The sequence below is a fragment of the Streptococcus sp. HN38 genome (assembly GCF_028335765.1).
Classification (GTDB): domain Bacteria; phylum Bacillota; class Bacilli; order Lactobacillales; family Streptococcaceae; genus Streptococcus; species Streptococcus suis_P.
On sequence record NZ_CP116604.1, the window covers coordinates 590,148 to 606,137 of the forward strand.

At 43.8% G+C, this 15,990-nt stretch carries 20 protein-coding genes and 1 pseudogene; 18 read left to right on the plus strand and 3 right to left on the minus strand.

The annotated features are described in order from the left end of the window. Nucleotides 1-152: 152 nt before the first annotated feature. Nucleotides 153-1,094 (minus strand): mannose-6-phosphate isomerase, class I, encoded by a 942-nt coding sequence (gene manA / locus PHA78_RS02975; protein ID WP_029187462.1) that lies wholly within the window; start codon nucleotides 1,092-1,094, stop codon nucleotides 153-155. Between the two features lie 217 nt (nucleotides 1,095-1,311). Here manA and hprK point away from each other — a divergent pair, with 217 nt between their 5' ends. Genes hprK through PHA78_RS02995 form a run of 4 tightly spaced genes read left to right on the plus strand, consistent with a single transcriptional unit; the run spans nucleotide 1,312 to nucleotide 3,966 of the window. Continuing rightward, a complete protein-coding gene (gene hprK / locus PHA78_RS02980) occupies nucleotides 1,312-2,244 on the plus strand; it encodes an HPr(Ser) kinase/phosphatase (RefSeq protein ID WP_024376742.1) in 933 nt (310 codons plus the stop codon). 1 nt (nucleotide 2,245) lies between these two features. Further along, nucleotides 2,246-3,022 carry a prolipoprotein diacylglyceryl transferase gene (gene lgt, locus PHA78_RS02985; protein WP_238139013.1) on the plus strand — a complete coding sequence of 259 codons (777 nt, stop codon included), beginning with the start codon at nucleotides 2,246-2,248 and terminating at the stop codon, nucleotides 3,020-3,022. Nucleotides 3,023-3,035: 13 nt separating this feature from the next. After that, nucleotides 3,036-3,446, plus strand: coding sequence for a DUF948 domain-containing protein (locus tag PHA78_RS02990; RefSeq protein WP_024376744.1), 411 nt, complete (start codon nucleotides 3,036-3,038; stop codon nucleotides 3,444-3,446). After that, nucleotides 3,430-3,966 carry a YtxH domain-containing protein gene (locus PHA78_RS02995; RefSeq protein ID WP_024396152.1) on the plus strand — a complete coding sequence of 179 codons (537 nt, stop codon included), beginning with the start codon at nucleotides 3,430-3,432 and terminating at the stop codon, nucleotides 3,964-3,966. Before PHA78_RS02990 ends, PHA78_RS02995 begins: the two co-directional genes overlap by 17 nt. A gap of 27 nt (nucleotides 3,967-3,993) precedes the next feature. Here the strand turns inward: PHA78_RS02995 and PHA78_RS03000 are convergent. Continuing rightward, a pseudogene (locus PHA78_RS03000) lies at nucleotides 3,994-4,212 on the minus strand (winged helix-turn-helix transcriptional regulator); the annotation flags it as partial. Between the two features lie 139 nt (nucleotides 4,213-4,351). Here PHA78_RS03000 and PHA78_RS03005 point away from each other — a divergent pair. Further along, complete coding sequence (locus PHA78_RS03005; RefSeq protein ID WP_024377555.1) at nucleotides 4,352-5,476, plus strand: aminotransferase; 1,125 nt, start codon at nucleotides 4,352-4,354, stop codon at nucleotides 5,474-5,476. A gap of 14 nt (nucleotides 5,477-5,490) precedes the next feature. On the opposite strand, the gene PHA78_RS03010 is transcribed toward PHA78_RS03005, so the two are convergent. Beyond that, the gene (locus PHA78_RS03010) at nucleotides 5,491-6,672 is read right to left on the minus strand and encodes a DUF2974 domain-containing protein (protein ID WP_099778322.1); all 1,182 of its coding nucleotides are present in this window, start codon (nucleotides 6,670-6,672) and stop codon (nucleotides 5,491-5,493) included. A 143-nt stretch (nucleotides 6,673-6,815) separates the two neighbouring features. Between PHA78_RS03010 and PHA78_RS03015 the strand changes: the two genes are divergently transcribed. From PHA78_RS03015 to PHA78_RS03075, 13 genes are all read left to right on the plus strand, one after another. Then, the gene (locus PHA78_RS03015) at nucleotides 6,816-7,499 is read left to right on the plus strand and encodes a response regulator transcription factor (RefSeq protein WP_272158430.1); all 684 of its coding nucleotides are present in this window, start codon (nucleotides 6,816-6,818) and stop codon (nucleotides 7,497-7,499) included. Beyond that, nucleotides 7,492-8,484, plus strand: coding sequence for a sensor histidine kinase (locus PHA78_RS03020; RefSeq protein ID WP_029187457.1), 993 nt, complete (start codon nucleotides 7,492-7,494; stop codon nucleotides 8,482-8,484). The genes PHA78_RS03015 and PHA78_RS03020 overlap by 8 nt, the downstream gene beginning before the upstream one ends. Before the next feature lie 95 nt (nucleotides 8,485-8,579). Beyond that, nucleotides 8,580-9,338 (plus strand): ABC transporter ATP-binding protein, encoded by a 759-nt coding sequence (locus PHA78_RS03025; protein WP_099871990.1) that lies wholly within the window; start codon nucleotides 8,580-8,582, stop codon nucleotides 9,336-9,338. A gap of 1 nt (nucleotide 9,339) precedes the next feature. Further along, a complete protein-coding gene (locus PHA78_RS03030) occupies nucleotides 9,340-11,352 on the plus strand; it encodes an ABC transporter permease (protein WP_272158431.1) in 2,013 nt (670 codons plus the stop codon). Between the two features lie 187 nt (nucleotides 11,353-11,539). Further along, the gene (locus tag PHA78_RS03035) at nucleotides 11,540-11,704 is read left to right on the plus strand and encodes a hypothetical protein (RefSeq protein ID WP_029187454.1); all 165 of its coding nucleotides are present in this window, start codon (nucleotides 11,540-11,542) and stop codon (nucleotides 11,702-11,704) included. After that, nucleotides 11,701-12,018, plus strand: coding sequence for a PadR family transcriptional regulator (locus tag PHA78_RS03040; protein WP_024399936.1), 318 nt, complete (start codon nucleotides 11,701-11,703; stop codon nucleotides 12,016-12,018). Before PHA78_RS03035 ends, PHA78_RS03040 begins: the two co-directional genes overlap by 4 nt. 1 nt (nucleotide 12,019) lies before the next feature. Then, nucleotides 12,020-12,814, plus strand: a complete 795-nt coding sequence (locus PHA78_RS03045) for a hypothetical protein (protein WP_029187453.1) — start codon at nucleotides 12,020-12,022, stop codon at nucleotides 12,812-12,814. A 1-nt stretch (nucleotide 12,815) separates the two neighbouring features. Further along, nucleotides 12,816-13,640, plus strand: coding sequence for a hypothetical protein (locus PHA78_RS03050; protein WP_029942782.1), 825 nt, complete (start codon nucleotides 12,816-12,818; stop codon nucleotides 13,638-13,640). A gap of 275 nt (nucleotides 13,641-13,915) precedes the next feature. Then, complete coding sequence (locus tag PHA78_RS03055; protein WP_004194840.1) at nucleotides 13,916-14,152, plus strand: DUF2829 domain-containing protein; 237 nt, start codon at nucleotides 13,916-13,918, stop codon at nucleotides 14,150-14,152. Beyond that, entirely contained in the window at nucleotides 14,145-14,843 is a 699-nt protein-coding gene (locus tag PHA78_RS03060; protein ID WP_029187452.1) for a 3-oxoacyl-ACP reductase, read from the plus strand. The genes PHA78_RS03055 and PHA78_RS03060 overlap by 8 nt, the downstream gene beginning before the upstream one ends. 10 nt (nucleotides 14,844-14,853) lie before the next feature. Beyond that, complete coding sequence (locus PHA78_RS03065; RefSeq protein ID WP_162496053.1) at nucleotides 14,854-15,135, plus strand: hypothetical protein; 282 nt, start codon at nucleotides 14,854-14,856, stop codon at nucleotides 15,133-15,135. After that, on the plus strand, nucleotides 15,132-15,605 hold the full coding sequence (locus PHA78_RS03070; RefSeq protein ID WP_029187451.1) for an ASCH domain-containing protein: 474 nt from the start codon (nucleotides 15,132-15,134) through the stop codon (nucleotides 15,603-15,605). The genes PHA78_RS03065 and PHA78_RS03070 overlap by 4 nt, the downstream gene beginning before the upstream one ends. Before the next feature lie 66 nt (nucleotides 15,606-15,671). Beyond that, nucleotides 15,672-15,986 carry a hypothetical protein gene (locus tag PHA78_RS03075; RefSeq protein WP_029187450.1) on the plus strand — a complete coding sequence of 105 codons (315 nt, stop codon included), beginning with the start codon at nucleotides 15,672-15,674 and terminating at the stop codon, nucleotides 15,984-15,986. The last annotated feature ends 4 nt before the right edge of the window (nucleotides 15,987-15,990 follow it).

Consider the following 15,990-nt stretch of genomic DNA (forward strand, 5'->3'; position numbering starts at 1 on the left):
ACTCAATGAAAATCAAAAGTAGCCTAGGAAACGAAGTCGAAGATAGAACTCTGTTACTATCTTATTTCAAGGTAACAGGCTGAAAACCTCCACTGGAGCTTTTCACTCATCAAGGCAAGTTGACAACGGATAATTTTGATTTTCGAAGAGTATTAGTTTGTGTGACTTGCGATGATGTCCATTTGGCCTGTAAAGGTCCAGTCTGTCACATCGGCTGGTAAGATAAAGTGGCTTCCTTTTTGAAGTGGGTAGCTGGTTTCACCGACTTGGATGGCACCTTCACCTTCAATGACACTGACAAGCAGGTAAGGAACTGTCTGTTCCATTTTGATTTCTTGTTGGATATTCCATTTATATACGGTAAAGAAGGGATTGGCAACTAGAAGTGTCGAGTCAAGATTGCCTGCTTTGAGGTGGGCAGGTGTTGAGTTAGCAACAGGTCCGATGGTCAGTACATCAATCGATTTCTCAATGTGTAGTTCACGGAGGTTGCCTGCGTCGTCACGGCGGTCAAAGTCATAGACACGGTAGGTTGTATCACTAGATTGTTGGGTTTCTAAAATAAGGATTCCTTTACCGATGGCGTGCATGGTGCCGCTTGGTGCAAAGAAGAAATCACCCTTTTTGACGGGTACATGGGTTAACAACTTGTCCCAATCTCCGGCTTCGATTTGCTGACGGAGTTCTTCTTTGGATTGGGCATTGTGACCATAAATGATTTCAGCGCCTTCCTCGGCTTCTAAAATGTACCAACATTCTGTCTTGCCCAGTTCCCCTTCGTGAGCTAAGCCATAGCTATCATCGGGATGGACTTGGACGCTAAGCCAATCGTCTGCATCAAGGATTTTTGTTAACAATGGAAAGACATCATCTGTTGGATTGCCAAATAAATGTTTTTCATTCTTATAGAGGTCATCCAGTCCTCTTCCTTTAAATTGACCGTTTGAGACAGTAGTTACGCCATTTGGATGGGCAGAAATAGCCCAGCATTCACCAGTCTTATCACTAGGAATGTCGTAGTGGTAGTTGGTCCTTAAGCGATTGCCCCCCCAAATTTTTTCGTGCATAACAGGTGTGAGAAATAATGGTTCCATGATGTTCTCCTTAATAGTAAGTATTAATCTATATATAGTATAACAGATTTGTCAAAAATATGTAGCAATGGAAGAGAAGTGCATTTAATCTGTGGAAGTTTTGCTAATTTTGTGAGAAAAAGGAAGAAACTCATTCTTTTTACCAAATCAGCCACTTGTTTTTCCACCAACCCCTAGCTTATGGTATAATATAATAAAACTGAAAGTGAGGGAAGAAATGACCGTTTATGTGAAAGATTTGGTCGATAATCTGCGGATTGAATGTGCTTACAGTACGGAAGAGCTCCTGCAAAAGCAAATTACGACGGCAGATATTACCCGACCAGGATTGGAAATGACTGGCTATTTTGATTACTATGCTCCAGAGCGCATCCAGTTGATGGGGATGAAGGAGTGGTCTTATTTGATGGCCATGACTGCCCATAACCGCTATCAGGTTCTTTCTCAGATGTTCCAGCCAGAAACCCCTGTTGTCATAGTGGCACGTGGCTTGGAAATCCCTGAGGAGATGTACAAGGCTGCAAAAGAAAAACAAATTGCTATCTGCCGAAGCAAGACAGCAACCAGCCGTCTATCGGGAGAATTGTCTTCTTACTTGGATAGTCGCTTGGCTCAGCGGACAAGTGTACACGGTGTCTTGATGGACATTTACGGTATGGGAGTGCTTATCCAGGGTGATTCTGGTATCGGTAAGAGTGAGACTGGTCTTGAGTTGGTTAAACGAGGACACCGATTGGTGGCTGACGACCGTGTTGATGTCTATGCAAAAGACGATGTTACTCTCTGGGGTGAACCTGCGGAAATTCTGCGCCACTTATTAGAGATTCGAGGAGTCGGCATTATCGACATCATGAGTCTATACGGTGCTAGTGCCGTGAAAGATTCATCAGAAGTGCAATTAGCTGTCTATCTTGAAAATTTTGAAACAGGTAAGGTATTTGACCGTTTGGGAAACTCTGGCGATACTATCGAAATAGCAGGAATTGCTATTCCACAAATACGTATTCCTGTAAAAACCGGTCGAAATATTTCTGTCGTAATTGAAGCTGCAGCCATGAACTACCGTGCCAAACAGATGGGCTTTGATGCAACGAAGATCTTCGAAGAACGCTTGTCTAATTTAATTGAACACAATAGAGAAGAGGCTTAATATGGATCCTATTGCGGTTAAATTAGGTCCCTTAGAAATTCGTTGGTATGCAATCTGCATTTTGCTTGGTCTGATTCTAGGTGTTTATCTGGCGACAAAAGAGGGTCCGCGAAAGAAAATTCGTCAGGATGATATTTTAGATTTTATTCTAATCGCATTTCCGCTTTCTATCATAGGGGCACGGATTTACTACGTCGCCTTTTCATGGAGTGAATATAAGGATAACATTTTATCTATCTTCGCTATCTGGAACGGTGGTATTGCCATCTATGGTGGTTTGATTACAGGTGCGATCGTCCTTTATTTCTTTACCCAGTATCGCTTTATTAATACCCTGGATTTTTTGGATATTGTAGCGCCATCGGTCATGATTGCTCAGGCAATTGGTCGTTGGGGAAATTTCTTTAACCAAGAGGCCTATGGTAAAGCAGTAGAAAGTTTGAACTACCTGCCAGACTTTATCCGAGACCAGATGTATATTGATGGTGCCTACCGTCAACCAACCTTCTTGTTTGAGTCTCTCTGGAATTTGCTAGGCTTTGGCTTGGTTTGTGTGTTACGTAGACGGCCAAAATTCCTTAAACAGGGAGAAATAACGGCTTTCTATCTAGTCTGGTATGGTTGTGGTCGCCTTTTGATAGAAGGCTTGCGGACGGACAGCCTCATGTTCTTGGGAATACGTGTTTCACAATGGCTATCTGGGGTGTTAATCCTCGTTGGTATTATCATGGTTGTGTTGCGGAGAAGAAAGTCTTCTATTCCATTCTATCAACCCTAAAGGAGAAGATATGATTATTGAAATTTCTGTCTTGATTATTGCCTTGTCCATCGCGGCGGTGGCAGTATATATTGTTTTGTTGTTGAAAAAATTGGGTACGGTGACGGATGAAGCCCAGCAAACGCTTAAGGTCTTGACCAGCGATGTCAATGTGACTCTCTATCAGACCAACGAGCTTTTGGCTAAAACCAATGTTTTAGTCGAAGATGTAAATGGCAAGGTTTCGACCCTTGATCCTCTTTTTGTAGCAGTAGCTGACTTGTCAACTTCTGTATCTGATTTGAATGCTTCAGCGCGTGATTTGACAGTTAAAGCTAAGTCTGCTGGAGCAAGTACTGTAAAAGCCGGCGGAGCTCTTTCAGCTCTGTCAACTCTCTCATCTCTCTTAGGTAAGAAAGGAGAAAAAAATGGTAAAAAAATCTAGTAGCGTGTGGACTAGCCTTTTGTTAGGGGCAGCAGGAGGAGCTGCTGCAGCTGCCTTTCTAGCAAGTAAAACTGGTAAAACAGTCAAAGAAAAAGTTGTAAACTTTGCTAATGACTATAAAGAAAACCATGAAGAAATCAATGCTGATTTTGTCACTAAGGCACAAGATTTAGGCAAACAAGCGACTGAACGATTTACCGAAGTAAAAACTCAACTTGAAACTGGTGAATTGACAGTAGAAGATTTGGTCAAGTCTGGTAAGGAAAAATCCTTGGAAACCTTTGAGCAAATCAAGGAAAAAATTGCGGAACAAAACTTGTCAACGGCTGACATTTTAGAAGCTATCAAGGCAAAAACTGCTAAAGCTCCGACAGTGGATTTGACAGAAGAAGATATTGAGGATGCTGTAGTTGTGTCTGAAGATATTGAAATTGATATCGAAGATGTTCAAACTGAAGTGGTATCAGAAACCGTTTCAGAAGTAGCAAGTGAAACTGCCTCAGAAGCAGTTGAAGGATAAAAAGAAACTAGCTTAGAATTTTCTAGGCTAGTTTTGTTGTGTTTTGTACCATTCTCCCCAGTCCCACATAGAATCAAGGATGGGTTTCAAGGAGTGCCCCAGTTCTGTCAGAGAATATTCTACACGGGGTGGGACTTCTGGATAGACCTTGCGTTTCACAATGCCTTTGGCTTCAAGGTCTCGCAGGTTGCTAGTCAGGACCTTCTGGCTAATGAAGCCAATGGAACGTTGTAACTCGCTAAAGCGTTAGGAGCAGGCAGTCTCGTTTGAGAAAGTCTGCTTTTTCAATTTTTAAAATATTCCATTTATGATATATCGCATATTTATACAATTATTGTGAGAATGTGGTACAATAGTCACAGAATAAATTGAAGTAGGAAGTCTTATGAAATTACCACGTTTTGGCGTTGAGGAATGGCTGAATGTCCATGAAAACAGCGCGATTTATGATATAGCAGGGGTGTCCATTTCTTCATTGACTTTGGAGGAACTATTTGCTTTGTCGGGCACCAATCCTGAGGATTTTTATGAGAAATTGCAGGGCACCAAGCTCAACTATGGCTGGATAGAAGGTTCGCCAGCATTTAAAGAAGCTGTCAGTCAGCTCTACGAACAGGTCAGTCCCGAACAAATTCTCCAAACCAATGGGGCAACAGGGGCCAACTTGTTAGTTCTTTATAGTTTGATTGAACCAGGAGACCATGTCATTTCCCTCTACCCAAGTTACCAACAACTCTATGATATTCCAAAGTCCTTGGGAGCAGAAGTGGATTTGTGGCAGATTGAGGAGGAAAATGGCTGGTTGCCAGACTTGGTAAAACTGCGTCAGCTCATTCGCCCTAATACCAAGATGATTTGTATCAATAATGCTAATAATCCAACTGGTGCTGTCATGGATAGGACTTATTTGGAAGAATTGGTGGAAATTGCTGGGGAGGTTGGAGCCTACATCCTATCGGATGAGGTCTATCGTTCCTTTTCTGAGTTGGATGTGCCGTCTATTATTGATGTCTATGACAAGGGTATTGCGGTTAATAGTCTGTCTAAGACCTATTCTCTGCCAGGTATTCGCGTGGGTTGGGTGGCCGCCAATCATCAAGTGACGGACATTCTGAGAGATTATCGGGATTACACTATGATTTGTGCCGGTGTCTTTGATGACATGGTGGCCCAACTCGCTCTGGCATCTCGTAAAGAGATTTTGAAAAGAAATCGGCGTATTTTAGAAGGAAATCTAGCTATTCTAGACCAATGGATTGAGAAGGAACCCCTCGTTTCCTATATCCGTCCAGCGGTTGTTTCCACTAGCTTTGTCAAGATTGCAGTGGATATGCCTGTGGAAGATTTTTGCTTGCAACTCTTGCAAGAACACGGTGTTCTTCTAGTTCCTGGCAATCGATTTGAACGTGACGGCTATGTCCGTCTGGGTTTTGCCTGTGAAAAAGAAACTCTAATCAAAGGATTAGAAAAATTATCCCAGTTTTTAAGAAGATTTGATAAAGAAAACTAGCTCAGGTGGTTGAGCTAGTTTTCTTTATTTTCAGTTGTATTTCTTTGGAAGAGTTTCCGCCAATCTGGTAGAGAGATTTCAGGGCTTGGAATGGAAGTGCTAATATTGTCCCTCCAGATTTGATAACGGGTATCAAAGAGGAGCCGAATGAGTTTGTCCACCATTTCAGCTTCTTCTGGAGCTATTTCTTTTCTCAGTCGGTCAATTTCTTGTAATTTCTGTAGGGGCTTTACCGTGATGTCGCTAAAACGTTCAATTCCTGCTTTGATGAAGATGCCGAAAAACAAATCGAAGAAGTTTCGTAATTCATCGTCTGTTAGACTAGCCGTCCAAGTTTTTAAGGCTTGGTCTGTTTGTAGGCTATCGCTAGTCAGGGCAGGGGCTAGTTTGAAGTCGCTTCCGTCAACCTCCCAAGAAAAACTGATATGTTGTAGAATGCCGAGGGTATTACTCTGGACAATCTGAGCATTTTCTGGTGTTTCTAACATCATACCGACGATTGAATTCTGGGGAATGACAGGGAAAATCCGTTGGTGAATAGCTTGGTAACTAGGTGCTTCCAAGTGTTTTTTGTGTAAGCCAGGTGAATCAAAGGGATAGATAGCTAGGATTCTATCCTGTTGGTCTGTAGCTTGCTGGCATGCTGCATAGAGGGCTAAATTTCCGCCTTTCGAATGACCGGCCAGATAAAAATGGCCCCCCTGCTGCATCATAAGTTTTTCGAAGTAGCCACTTGCTGCACGTTGGGCAGGAATTTCATCCATATAGGTCATGTGGAAATCTTCCTTCCAACCGATAATAGTATCGTCTGTTCCTCTGAAGCAAGTCACAATCGTTTTTCGGTCAATGCGATAGCTGATTGCTGAAAACTGCTTTTCCTGTTCCAACTGATAATCGTCAACGAAGCCAAATGCCTTGATAGATTTGAAGCGTTTGGATTTGGCTAGAAGTCCTAGTAAGGCTAGGCGGTTTTTGGTCACCATAGAAAAGGGAGGGAAATTATTTTTGTAGGTCTCTTCAAAGGTCGCTGCCAACCAATCAAGTCGTACACCATTTGCTGTAAAAGAGTAGGGAACCAGATTATCAAAAGGGAGGTAGGAAAGTTCGGTCAGAGCCAGAATATCTAGCTTATTGATAGGTTTATCATAAAAATTATCGTATTGAGTTTCTTCAAGATAGGTCAATAAATTCGGCATAGCAGTCCTTTCCTTTTTTATCTAGTATAACGAAATATGCTTGGTCTGACAAATCTTAGTTTGAGATTGTTTGTTAGAAAAATCGGACCATTTTGTGATTTATAGGCTATAATATATAGTATATATGAAAAAGGGAGAGAGCGATGCAAAAGATTTTAGTTATCGAGGACGATAAAACGATTAGCCAACTAGTTGCTAAAAACTTGATAAACTGGGGTTACCAGGTGCAAGAGGTCCAAGATTTTCAGATGGTTTTGGAACAGATGGAAGAGTTTCAGCCCCATTTGATTTTGCTGGATATTGGTCTGCCGTTTTTCAATGGCTATTACTGGTGTCAGGAAATTCGCAAGACATCCCGTGTGCCTATTATGTTTCTGTCTTCCCATGACCAGCCCATGGATATTGTTATGGCGATCAATATGGGGGCGGATGACTATGTGACCAAGCCCTTTGAAATGACGGTTCTCCTGGCCAAAATACAGGGGCTTCTCAGAAGAACCTATGACTTTGTCGGCGAACAAAGTTTGCTCTGGTTTGAGGAGATTTCCCTAGACCTAAAGACCATGCAGGTATCCTATGGACAGGTTGTGGAAGAGCTGACGCGAAATGAATTTCAGATTTTACGCGTTTTATTTGAACATGGCAAGGAAGTGGTCAGCCGCGAGGAGTTGATGAGAGAACTCTGGAATAGTGATATTTTTGTGGATGACAATACTTTGTCGGTTAACATTGCTCGCCTGCGTAAGAAATTGGCAGAACTGGGTCTGCCAGATGTGATTGCGACCAAGAAAGGAGTAGGCTACGGCCTGGTGTGGACACATGAATAAGGATGATTTTGGCTCATTAGTACCAGGATTTTTGACCTCATGGCTTGGTCATCGCTTGATTTTTCTGATAGCCTACGCCGTTTTTGCTGTGGCTATTCTGGCTTATAGTAGCCTCTTTGACATCCAAAGAAACTTGGTTTACTACGCCCTCACCCTGCTCACTATCTGCTGGCTCCTCGCCCTCCTCTGGGATTTTTTCAGGGAATTTTCCCGCTTTGGAAAAATCTGGCGTGGTCAGAAAGTGACTACTGGGACAGCCAGTGAGCGTTTGTTGCAGGAAAAAGTGGAGCGACTAGAAGTCCAAAACAAGCTCTTGATTGAAAAACAGCGACAGGAACAGACAGAATTAGATGATTACTATACCCTCTGGGCCCACCAGATGAAAACGCCGATTGCAGCCAGTCAGCTCTTGGTCAAGGAAGTAGATAGTAGTCCAGTTCGTCACCAACTGGAATCAGAACTCTTCAAGATTGAGCAATACACAGGCTTGGTCTTGAACTACCTCCGTTTACAGTCCTTTCATGATGATTTGGTTATCGAATCAGTCAATTTGGAAGAGCTGGTCAGAAGTCTGGTCAAGAAGTATTCCCTCTTTTTCATTCAGGCCAATACCAGCTTAGACTTGGGGCAGTTGGATAGGACAGTAAAGACAGACAAACGCTGGCTGGGTCTCTTGATTGAGCAAATTTTATCCAATGCCCTCAAGTATTGTCAGGACGGGACCATTTCGATTGTTTTGGACGGAGATGATTTGGTTATTCGCGATACGGGAATTGGGATTGCTGAGAGTGACTTGGAACGGGTCTTTGAGCGTGGTTTCTCAGGTTTCAATGGCCGCAGAACCCAGCAATCTTCGGGTCTGGGGCTCTATCTCTCACGGAAAATTGCTGCGGAGCTGGGCTATTCCCTAAAGCTAAAATCAAAAGTGGGTCGGGGAACAGAGGTGCGAATCGGTATCAAAGAAGTGGAGTTGATTTTTGATTAATCTTACAAAACTGTCACGTAAATGAAAGCTAAGGCTATGGTAGTTTGTCTTGGGACCGTGTAGAATGAAGGTAGAAAAAGAAAAGGAGTCAAGTTATGTCAGTTTTAGATGTTCAACACGTTCAAAAGATATACAGTTCTCTCTTTAAGGCGGGACAGGTTGAAGCTTTGAAGGATATTCATTTTACAGTGGAAAAGGGTGAATATGTCGCCATTATGGGTGAGTCTGGTTCTGGAAAATCCACCTTGCTCAATATTTTGGCAACCCTTGATAAGCCAACGCAGGGCAAGGTCTTGCTTAACGGATTGGATACCCAGTCTATCAAGAGCAAGGAAGCGGCAGTCTTTCGTCGGGAGAAATTGGGCTTTGTCTTCCAGGATTTTAATCTCTTGGACACCCTCTCTGTCAAGGACAATGTGCTCTTGCCTCTGGTTTTATCCCGCTATCCGATTGATGAGATGAACAAACGACTCGTTCATACGCTTAATAGTCTGGGAATTGCGACCTTGCAAGACAAGATGCCCTACGAGATTTCGGGTGGTCAGCAGCAACGGGTTGCGGTGGCGCGTGCGATTATCACACGACCTGAAATTCTTTTGGCAGATGAGCCGACTGGAGCCCTCGACTCCAAATCAACGGCAACTCTTCTCGATATTTTTGAAAAAATCAACCAAGAGGGGCAAACGATTCTGATGGTAACCCACTCGACAGTAGCAGCTAGTCGTGCCAAACGGGTTCTCTTCATCAAGGATGGCATCCTTTATAATCAAATCTACCGAGGTGAGAGAACCAGTCAGGAAATGTATCAGTTGATTTCAGATACCTTGACACTTATGGCGAATCGAGGTGAGTAGTATGTTTGGACTAACCGTTCGATTGGCTCTGACCAATCTCAAAAAGAACCGCAGACTTTATTTTCCCTATGCCCTAATGACTATAGTTTCAACAGCCATTGCCTATATTTTTGCATCGCTTGCCTTTCATCCTGATTTAGGTCAGGTCAAGGGAGCCAATGGGGTAACCATGGTATTGGGCTTTGGTATGATTGTGGTCATGTTGGCGGTTGCCATCATGGTCTTCTATGCCAATGGTTTTGTCATGAAGCAACGGTCAAAAGAGTTCGGTGTTTATAGTATTCTAGGCTTGGAGAAAAAACACCTCCTCCTGATGACTTTTCTAGAAAATCTAGTTTTTGCAGCCAGTAGTATTTTGACAGGCTTGTTGCTTGGCTTGGCTCTAGATAAACTCTTCTACGCCCTCTTGCTCAAGGTCATGCAGATGCCTGTGGTCCTAGCTTCAACCTTCCAGTTGAAAAGTCTGGTTACTGTACTTATTTATCTCTTTGGAATTTTTGCCTTGGTCAGCCTCTTTAATATTGGGAAACTGGGCTTGACCGACTCACTCAAACTGGTTCAGGGTAAGAAGCGTGGGGATAAGAAATCAGGCTTACTCTGGCTACAAACCCTCTTAGCCCTTATCCTATTGGGGGCAGGCTACGCCATTGCCCAACTAGTGACCAGTCCGATGCAGGCTATTCCAAGTTTCTTTGGAGCAACTCTTCTGGTTATCTTTGGGACCTACCTGCTCTTCCACGCAGGTGTTATCAGTCTACTAAACTGGCTAAAGAACCGTCAGACCTATTACTACAAACCTGAGAATTTCATTTCTGTATCCAACTTGATTTTCCGTATGCGGAAAAATGCTCTGGGCCTTGCGACCATTACTATCCTCTCTAGCATGTTTTTGGTGACCATGGTTGGAGGACTCAATATTTACATCGGTGGTAAAGATTATATCGCCAATCAAAATCCAAATGACTTTTCGATTGATGTTGGAATGCAAGCAAGCACTTCAAAAGATCAAACGGAGAAGTGGGAGGAGTGGGCGGATGCTATCTTAGAAGAGAAGGATATTCCTATTGAAAGTAAGGTGGGCTATCCTTACCAGCAAGCCTATTTTTCTGAGGTGACAAACCAGCAAGTAAGATTTTTGACGAATGAAGAAGCCGCTGGTATGGATTTCTCTGACCGAGTTGGGATCGGTTTTGTCCTTGATCAAGCCAGCTATGAAAAGATGACGGGAGAAAAACTCCAGTTGGCATCTGACCAAGTGGCAATTTATAGTAAGGGAGTCCAGTATCAAGCTGGTCAAACCCTCACCTTTGATGAAAAGGAGATGGAAGTTGCCCAAGTCTTGCCCAAGAATGTGACTTTAGGACATCTGCCTGACCATGGTTCCTTCCTTCTCAGTCAGTATCTGGTCATTGTTGTTCAAGACCTGGCTGTCTTTGAAAATCAAGCTGAGAATCGCTATTATATGGGCTTTGAAAGCAGTCTATCAGAAGAAGAACAGGTAGATAGCCAGGAGATCTTCTTATCCGGTACTTTTGAAAGCGAACTGTGGACTTCCAATATTTTGCCTGATGGAACCAACTCCATCATTCTGGCCTATCGTGCTTATGCGATGCGTAGTTTCTTCAGTTTTGCAGGTTCACTTTTCTTCATCGGCCTCTTGCTTTCACTCATCTTTTTGATGGCGGTGGTGCTGGTGATTTACTTCAAACAGATTTCAGAAGGCTATGAAGACAGAGATCGCTTCGTCATTATGACCAAGGTTGGTCTGGATGAGGATCAGACCAGACAGTCCATTCGCAAGCAATTGCTGACAGTTTTCTTCCTGCCTATCCTACTTGCCTTTGTCCATCTATCCTTTGCCTACAAGATGCTATCATCCATTCTTTTGTCTATCGGTGTGGTTAATGCAGGGCTTATGTTGCAGGTGACAGCAGGCATCTGTGGTGGCTATCTCCTCCTCTACCTAGTGGTCTATGCCATCACAACACGGTCTTACAAACAGATTATTTCATAAACTTGGGGCAACCCAAGTTTTTAATTTTTTTGAATATTTTTCACTATTTTGCTTTACATACTAGCTGCCTTGTGTTATACTATAGATACAAAACTAATAGGTAAAACAAACTAGTGATAGAAGACAAAGAAAATCACTTTTATTTTTACAAGACTAGTGTGTATTACAAACTAGATGGGAGAATAACATGAAATTGGACAAGATGGGACGAGAAGATTGGGAACTAGCAGGTATCACGCTTGTGACGGCTATAATAACTGGCTGGGCTTTGGATTCTATTTTGATCTTAGGCATCATGTTAGTGTCAGGCCTATTGTTTGGATTTTTTACAGATGATGAGGAGGCCTTATGAAAGAAACCCAAATGCTCAAGGGGGTCCTGGATGGCTGTGTCTTACAAATTATCAGTCAGAAGGAGATTTATGGTTATGAGCTGGTTCAGGAGTTAAGAAAGCAGGGCTTTGAAAACATGGTCGGAGGGACAGTCTATCCTCTGCTCCAGAAGTTAGAGAAAAATAGCCTGATTTTTAGTCAGAACAAGCCCTCTCCAGACGGGCCAGACAGGAAGTATTTTTATCTGACAGACCAGGGAAAGGCTTATCTAGAAGATTTTTGGAGCCAGTGGACGGAATTGGTCCAAAAGGTTCAGCGATTGAAAGGAGAATAAGATGAGCAAACAAATGGAATACCGCAAGCAGATTGAAGTGATTGAAAGCCAGCTGACCAAGGAAAACAAGGAATACATGGGCCGTATCAATGGTTATATGATGATTGCCTCTGTCTTTCACAGGCAGGAAGAAGCAGTGACTGCCCAGCTTTTATCCATTTACCAAGATGTTCTGGAAGCCCAAAAAGATGGGCTTTCGGCGGAGGATTTTCTGGGCAAAGACAGCAAGCAAATGGCAGACAACCTACTCAGCTACCTCCCTCCGATTGGTTTCATGGAAGTCGTAAACCTGAGTGGCCTCATGCTCATCATCTACCTCGGCAGCCAATGGCTGGTAGACTTTGTAGGGACAGGAACCATTTCCCTCAACTGGCTGGGCTTGGTGTGTGACACGGCTCTCAGTTTCCTCCTGCCAGCAGGGATTTTCCTCATCATTCGCGGTCTGATTTACCAGACCAGCAAAATCAAGGTTTGGGCAAGTTTTCTCTGTATCCCCCTTCTTTTTCTCGTGATTTGCGGACTTCGTCTCTGGGCAATCCCCGAGGAACCTGACCTAGTCTTGACTGGCTGGGGGCTTGCAGTGCTACTTACCGTTCTCGGTTTAGCTCTGCTATTTTTCCAAAAGGAAAAGTTGGTCCGCTATGTCTTTTTACCGACCTATCTTTTTCTGATTGTTGGCGGTGTATTGCATATGGTCATGACCGTCCCAGTTTGGCTAAACTTACTATTGTTGCTCATTCCTGCAATTTCTAGTTGGCTAGGTGTTTGGTTGTTGGTATGGAAAAAGGAGAAGTAAGATGAACAAGCAACAGGAACATTTGAATGCTATTAGCAGCTTACAGGGGAAGTTGACCAAGGAAAACAAGGCCTATATGCGCAAGCTCCATGCTTACTTGATACTGGCGTCAGCCTTTCATGAGCAGGAGGAGAGGGCGACCGAACTCTTGCTTTCTATCTACCAAGATGTCTTGGATGCCCAAGCAGACGGTCAGTCGGCAGAGGATTTTTTAGGCAAAGATAGTAAGCAGATGGCGGATGAACTCTTGTCTGACCTGCCGCCTATTCGCTGGTACTATGGTCTGCGGTTAACAGGAATTATTTCCTTGGTCTATATTAGCTGGTTTTTCTTAGGTTTGTTTGGAGTGACTGGTGAAATGGTCCTAGAATGGCGGGGCTTGCTGTGCGATTTGCTTCTGGCGCTCATTCTACCCAGCTCTGCATTTTTCATCCTAAAGAACCTAGTCTATGAACGGTCAAAAATCAAGTCCTATTTGCTGATGGGGATGTGGGGGCTTAGTTTTGTAGGGTTGATTGTCTTGCGTTTTTGGATTAGTCGTCAGTTTTATGAGGGTCTTTCCCTGCCCTTGTGGGCCAGTCTTTTGGTGATTTTAGGAATCGCAGCTGGTCTCTTTTACTATCGCAGTAAGTCAGCAATTGTAGATACCTTGATTCCAGCCTATGTGTTAACGGTGCTCAGCGGCTTTAGTCAGCTGCTGGCCAGTCAGTTTGGCTACGGACCGCAGGACTGGACAGGTTGGTTGCCTCTGCTCTTTATGGTTCTTGCCTTTTTCTCAACGCTTGCAGGCACATTTTTCCTATTGAAAAAGGAGAATATGGGGTAGAAATACAATCAGGCAACTCTTTAGAGTAGTCTCAGAACGTAGACAAACTCCTAAAAATATAAAAACTTGAAGAAATTTGCGAAAGATAGCAAGTTATTAAACTCTTAGAAACATTGATATTTCGGCGTTTCTGAGAGTTTTTAATTTTCAACATAAAGAAAAAAGATTGAAAAAAATTGTCCAAAATGGGCTTTTTCTTCAATCTAAGGCAACTCTTTAGAGTAGTCTGATTTTTTGGTATAATGATTGAAAGATAAAAGAACAAGGAGTTTCAAATGACATTTGAAGAGATTTTACCAGGCTTGAAAGCCAAGAAAAAGTACGTTCGCACAGGCTGGGGCGGGGCGGAGAACTACGTCCAGCTCTTTGACACCATCGAAGTCCACGGGCAGAAGCTAGAGGCGACGCCCTATTTCCTCATCAACGTAACCGGAGAGGGCGAGGGCTTTTCCATGTGGAGCCCGACCCCTTGCGACGTCCTTGCGACCGACTGGGTAGAAGTCCATGACTAAGACAGCCCTCATCACAGGAGTTTCCAGCGGTATCGGACTAGCGCAGGCAGGGATTTTTTTGGAAAATGGCTGGCGTGTGTACGGGATTGATCAGGCCAGCAAGCCTGATTTGGCAGGCGATTTCCACTTTCTACAGCTGGACCTGACAGGCGATTTATCGCCCGTCTTTTCATGGTGCCAGACAGTCGATGTCCTCTGTAACACCGCAGGCATACTAGACGATTACCGTCCCCACCTCGATATTGAGGAGGATGAATTAGCTCGCATCTTTACGGTCAATTTTTTTGCGGTGACTAGACTGACCCGTCCCTATCTGCAGCAAATGGTGGATAGACAGTCAGGCATCATTATCAATATGTGCTCCATTGCCTCCAGTCTAGCAGGTGGAGGAGGCTCAGCCTATACCGCCTCCAAGCATGCTTTGGCAGGTTTTACCAAGCAGCTGGCACTGGACTATGCCAAGGACAAGGTCCAGGTCTTCGGCATCGCTCCTGGTGCCGTCCAGACAGGCATGACCCAGAAGGACTTTGAGACTGGTGGCCTAGCGGACTGGGTGGCAGACCAGACCCCTATCGGACGCTGGACCCAGCCCAGCGAAATAGCAGAGCTGACCTTCATGCTGGCTACTGGAAAACTCGCTTCCATGCAAGGCCAGATTATCACCATCGACGGCGGCTGGAGTTTGAAGTAGGAGGAAAGTGATGTTGATTTTTGATGATAATCCTCATGTAGCAGTAGTGATCTGTAAACACATAAGTGAAGCGAATAAACCGATAACCTACATCAGTCACGACTTGGAAGATGGGATGTGGCAATTTCTTTGTGGAGATATTCATGACATTGCAGATGTTCAATTAATTGCTTTAGTTGAGATACTCCAGTTTGGGATAACCGAAACACTTCTAAATCAAATTCCTTATGGATTTGAGGCTTTACTTGATCAAGCGAAGAATTGGCAAATTTCTAGAAAGGAACACCCATGACCCCAACAGAATTATGGCAAGAATTTCTTACTATCAATCCCCAAGCAGGTCCTGAGCCTGAGGCCTGGGCTTTTGGGGCGGAAGCTGATCGACTGGCTGATTTGGTGGCTAGAGGCATCAAAACCTCAACCAGCTCTGCCCATGCCCTCTACGCAGTAGAGGGAGAAGAACTCCCCAAAGCTGGTGGCTATGACATCATTCTGGACGAACAAGGTCAGGCTGTGTGTATTATCCAGACCACCAAGGTCTATGTGACGCCCTTTTCCCAAGTGACGGAAGAACATGCCTACAAGGAGGGCGAGTTCCGTCAGGAAGGGGACTTGTCTGGCATAAAAGAGAAAAGTTTGGCTCACTGGCGGCAGGTCCATGAAGAGCTTTTCACTATCTGGCTGGCAGAAGCAGGTCTGTCCTTCTCAGAAGATATGCTGGTTGTCTGTGAAGAATTTGAATTAGTTTATCCTAAAATGTAAGTTTTCCCTTGTTCGCCTCTGTTTTTTGATATAATAATATAAAATAACAAAAACAAGGAGGATCCTATGGATAAACAGCGTATCATTGATTTGTTGAACCAACTTTCTCCCATTCTTGCTGGAAAAGAGGAAACAATCGGTAAAGAACTGACGGAGAAATTGCAGTCAGCCTTGCTTGTGACCAAGGAAGATGTGGCCAGTAAGGACGGTGTGGCTTTGGCAACCATTTTGTCAGGCTTTGTTCAAGCGGTATCCAATGCCAGCTTGCCAGGCAGTAATCTCCGTTTTACAGACCAAGAACGCCCTGTTTGGGAAGAGTTTAAAGCTCTGACGGAGCAAGCAAGAGAAGATGGTAAACGAGGTCTTCATTTAATATTCTAAGGAG

Coding starts and splice junctions, on each gene's coding strand:
- manA (WP_029187462.1), bottom strand. CDS start 1,094: ATGGAACCATTATTTCTCACACCTGTTATGCACGAAAAAATTTGGGGG.
- hprK (WP_024376742.1), top strand. CDS start 1,312: ATGACCGTTTATGTGAAAGATTTGGTCGATAATCTGCGGATTGAATGT.
- lgt (WP_238139013.1), top strand. CDS start 2,246: ATGGATCCTATTGCGGTTAAATTAGGTCCCTTAGAAATTCGTTGGTAT.
- PHA78_RS02995 (WP_024396152.1), top strand. CDS start 3,430: ATGGTAAAAAAATCTAGTAGCGTGTGGACTAGCCTTTTGTTAGGGGCA.
- PHA78_RS03005 (WP_024377555.1), top strand. CDS start 4,352: ATGAAATTACCACGTTTTGGCGTTGAGGAATGGCTGAATGTCCATGAA.
- PHA78_RS03010 (WP_099778322.1), bottom strand. CDS start 6,672: ATGCCGAATTTATTGACCTATCTTGAAGAAACTCAATACGATAATTTT.
- PHA78_RS03015 (WP_272158430.1), top strand. CDS start 6,816: ATGCAAAAGATTTTAGTTATCGAGGACGATAAAACGATTAGCCAACTA.
- PHA78_RS03020 (WP_029187457.1), top strand. CDS start 7,492: ATGAATAAGGATGATTTTGGCTCATTAGTACCAGGATTTTTGACCTCA.
- PHA78_RS03025 (WP_099871990.1), top strand. CDS start 8,580: ATGTCAGTTTTAGATGTTCAACACGTTCAAAAGATATACAGTTCTCTC.
- PHA78_RS03030 (WP_272158431.1), top strand. CDS start 9,340: ATGTTTGGACTAACCGTTCGATTGGCTCTGACCAATCTCAAAAAGAAC.
- PHA78_RS03035 (WP_029187454.1), top strand. CDS start 11,540: ATGAAATTGGACAAGATGGGACGAGAAGATTGGGAACTAGCAGGTATC.
- PHA78_RS03040 (WP_024399936.1), top strand. CDS start 11,701: ATGAAAGAAACCCAAATGCTCAAGGGGGTCCTGGATGGCTGTGTCTTA.
- PHA78_RS03045 (WP_029187453.1), top strand. CDS start 12,020: ATGAGCAAACAAATGGAATACCGCAAGCAGATTGAAGTGATTGAAAGC.
- PHA78_RS03050 (WP_029942782.1), top strand. CDS start 12,816: ATGAACAAGCAACAGGAACATTTGAATGCTATTAGCAGCTTACAGGGG.
- PHA78_RS03055 (WP_004194840.1), top strand. CDS start 13,916: ATGACATTTGAAGAGATTTTACCAGGCTTGAAAGCCAAGAAAAAGTAC.
- PHA78_RS03060 (WP_029187452.1), top strand. CDS start 14,145: ATGACTAAGACAGCCCTCATCACAGGAGTTTCCAGCGGTATCGGACTA.
- PHA78_RS03065 (WP_162496053.1), top strand. CDS start 14,854: ATGTTGATTTTTGATGATAATCCTCATGTAGCAGTAGTGATCTGTAAA.
- PHA78_RS03070 (WP_029187451.1), top strand. CDS start 15,132: ATGACCCCAACAGAATTATGGCAAGAATTTCTTACTATCAATCCCCAA.
- PHA78_RS03075 (WP_029187450.1), top strand. CDS start 15,672: ATGGATAAACAGCGTATCATTGATTTGTTGAACCAACTTTCTCCCATT.